This is a genomic window from Aerococcus sp. L_32 (assembly GCF_050689315.1).
In genome coordinates, this window is record NZ_JBOEQF010001261.1 from 1 (window position 1) to 521 (window position 521).

General features: G+C 37.0%; 1 protein-coding gene. It reads left to right on the forward strand.

What is annotated here, in order from left to right:
• On the forward strand, positions 1 to 521 hold a 521-nt coding region (locus ACRCJ0_RS19225), incomplete at both ends, for an O-antigen ligase family protein (RefSeq protein ID WP_431391822.1).

Sequence of the window (521 nt, forward strand, 5' to 3'; positions counted from 1 at the left end):
TATATGTCTTGTTAGGCGTTCGTTGGGATTTCACAAGAAAGCAAGTGCTAACTACCGGAAGTATCGTCTTAACACTAGCTATACTCGCTTTTGCTTTCGTCCCACCAATTAGAGAGATGGTTACTGATTTAATTTATATTTTACCTAGACCAGTAATTTCTGGAGATGTGGGTAGGATGAATATGTGGCGAAACGGGTTAATGTACTTGGGTAAGACTTTCGGTCTTGGTGTAGGTGCTGGTAATATAGAAGTGTGGATGGAGACATTTGGACCATTACCAACCAATAATATCTTTAATATTCACAATTGGTGGTTGGAAATACTTGTGGGCTATGGCGCCTTTATATTTATCGCCTATGTCTTAGGATACGCCTTAATGATATATCGTCTATTCAATTTGAAAAAATATGTCAATAGAATGCACCAGAAGATTATGAATGCCTTGATTACATTCTTACTCGTTTTTATCGGTGCTAGTATCACAAGTGCTAATAATATGTTAATTGAATGGCATTGGGTT